The organism is Leisingera sp. F5, assembly GCF_001593695.1.
In genome coordinates this window covers 1-1,145 of the sequence record NZ_LUKH01001271.1, presented here as the reverse complement: position 1 = coordinate 1,145, position 1,145 = coordinate 1, and the positions used below count along the sequence as shown (strand labels likewise).

The window sequence follows — 1,145 nt, the reverse complement described above, 5'->3', positions numbered from 1 at the left end:
GACGGGCCTCAAGCTCGCCATAGACGGGGCGGCTGTTGATGGAAGGGGGGAATACGGTCTTAGACATGTGGGTCGCTTTTCCTGCAGTCCGGGTGAACGAAAGCAGGCGCCCCCAACCGGGGGCGCCCGGGATCCGGATCAGCCCTTTGCGGTGCGGATCGATTTGTCCTTGTCGTAGAAGGGCATTTCTTCGGCGGTGGCGGCAATCTCGATGCCATCACCATTGCGGACTGTCAGCTCGGTGCCTGGCTTGGCGCAGGCCACCGGCATCCGGGCAATTCCCACGTTGTGCTTGTTGACGTCGGAATACATCCCGTAAGTGACAACGCCGACTTTTTCGCCGTTTTGCAGCAGGTCTGCGCCTTCGTCCGCCGGGGTGGTGCCTTCCAGCACGACACCGTAGATCTTGAACCGCTCCTTGCCTTCAGCGGCATAGTGGTTTTCGGCGCCGATGAAGCCTGTCTTGCCCGGAGAAACAGTGAACTCCAATCCCAGCTCCCACAGGGTGTCGCCGCAGGTTTCGTCGTTGAACGGATAGGTCTCGGAGTTGTCGCCCGGGTAAAACAGCAGGTAGCTTTCGGTGCGCAGCAGGTCGAGCGTCGAGAACTGTACCGGTACGATGCCCAAGCCTTTGCCCTCTTTCAGGATGCTGTCCCACAGGTGAACCGCGTCCTTGGCCTGGCAGAAGATCTCATAGCCGCGCTCGCCGGTGTAGCCGGTGCGCGAGATCATCACGGGGCAGCCGAACAGCTTGGTCTGGATGATGCCGAAATAGGCCAGATCGCGGATGCCTGGGACGTATTCGGCCAGGAAATCCACTGCGACGGGGCCCTGCAGCGACATGTCGTGCAGATTGTCGTCGAAGATCACCGAGCAGTTCTTGCCCGCTGCAACGGTATTCAGCTGCTCCATGCCGGTGCCGGTGCCATGCACAACCATCCAGCTGTTCACCGACAGGCGGTAGATGATGCAATCGTCCACGAATTTGCCCTGATCGTTGAGGATCGAGGCGTAGGTGGAGCGGCCCGGCATGATCTTTTCGACGTTGCGGGTGGTGACCCGGTCGATGACCTGAGCTGCGTGTTCACCCACGACGTGGACTTTCTTGAGGCCGGACACGTCCATCAGGCCCGCCTTGGTGCGGA

At 60.6% G+C, this 1,145-nt stretch carries 1 protein-coding gene; it reads right to left on the bottom strand.

Annotation, left to right across the window (positions count from 1 at the left end; all coding sequences use genetic code 11):
• Positions 1-138: 138 nt before the first annotated feature.
• The coding region (locus tag A2I95_RS40705) for an aminomethyltransferase family protein (protein ID WP_291737987.1) at positions 139-1,145 on the bottom strand (1,007 nt) is incomplete at its 5' end.